Source organism: Paenibacillus pasadenensis (assembly GCF_023715725.1).
GTDB lineage: Bacteria > Bacillota > Bacilli > Paenibacillales > Paenibacillaceae > Paenibacillus_O > Paenibacillus_O pasadenensis_A.
The window spans coordinates 1-435 of record NZ_JAMBOT010000058.1; the positions used below are offsets into that span (position 1 = coordinate 1).

At 52.4% G+C, this 435-nt stretch carries 1 protein-coding gene; it reads left to right on the forward strand.

The genetic code is table 11. The features are described from left to right. Nucleotides 1–64 precede the first annotated feature (64 nt). Nucleotides 65–435 (forward strand): pyruvate kinase (locus M3223_RS23940; protein WP_251566298.1); only part of this gene is annotated, 371 nt, incomplete at its 3' end.

Sequence of the window (435 nt, forward strand, 5' to 3'; positions counted from 1 at the left end):
CCCCGGCAGTGCGCCCGCGGAGCGAGAATTCCATATCCTTCACAACTTAAAGACTAAAACTGTCATGAAAAAGACCAAAATTGTTTGCACCATCGGTCCGAAAACCGAATCTGAAGAGATGCTGACCAAAATGCTGGAAGCCGGCATGAATGTGATGCGTCTGAACTTCTCCCACGGTGACTATGCGGAACACGGTCAGCGCATCCAGAACCTGCGCAATGTGATGAGCAAAACCGGTAAGAAAGCCGCTATTCTGCTGGACACCAAAGGGCCGGAAATTCGTACCATCAAGCTGGAAGGCGGCAACGACGTCTCCCTGAAAGCAGGCCAGACCTTCACCTTCACTACCGATAAATCCGTCATCGGCAACAACGAAATCGTTGCGGTAACCTATGAAGGCTTCACCTCCGACCTCGCCGTCGGCAACACCGTCCT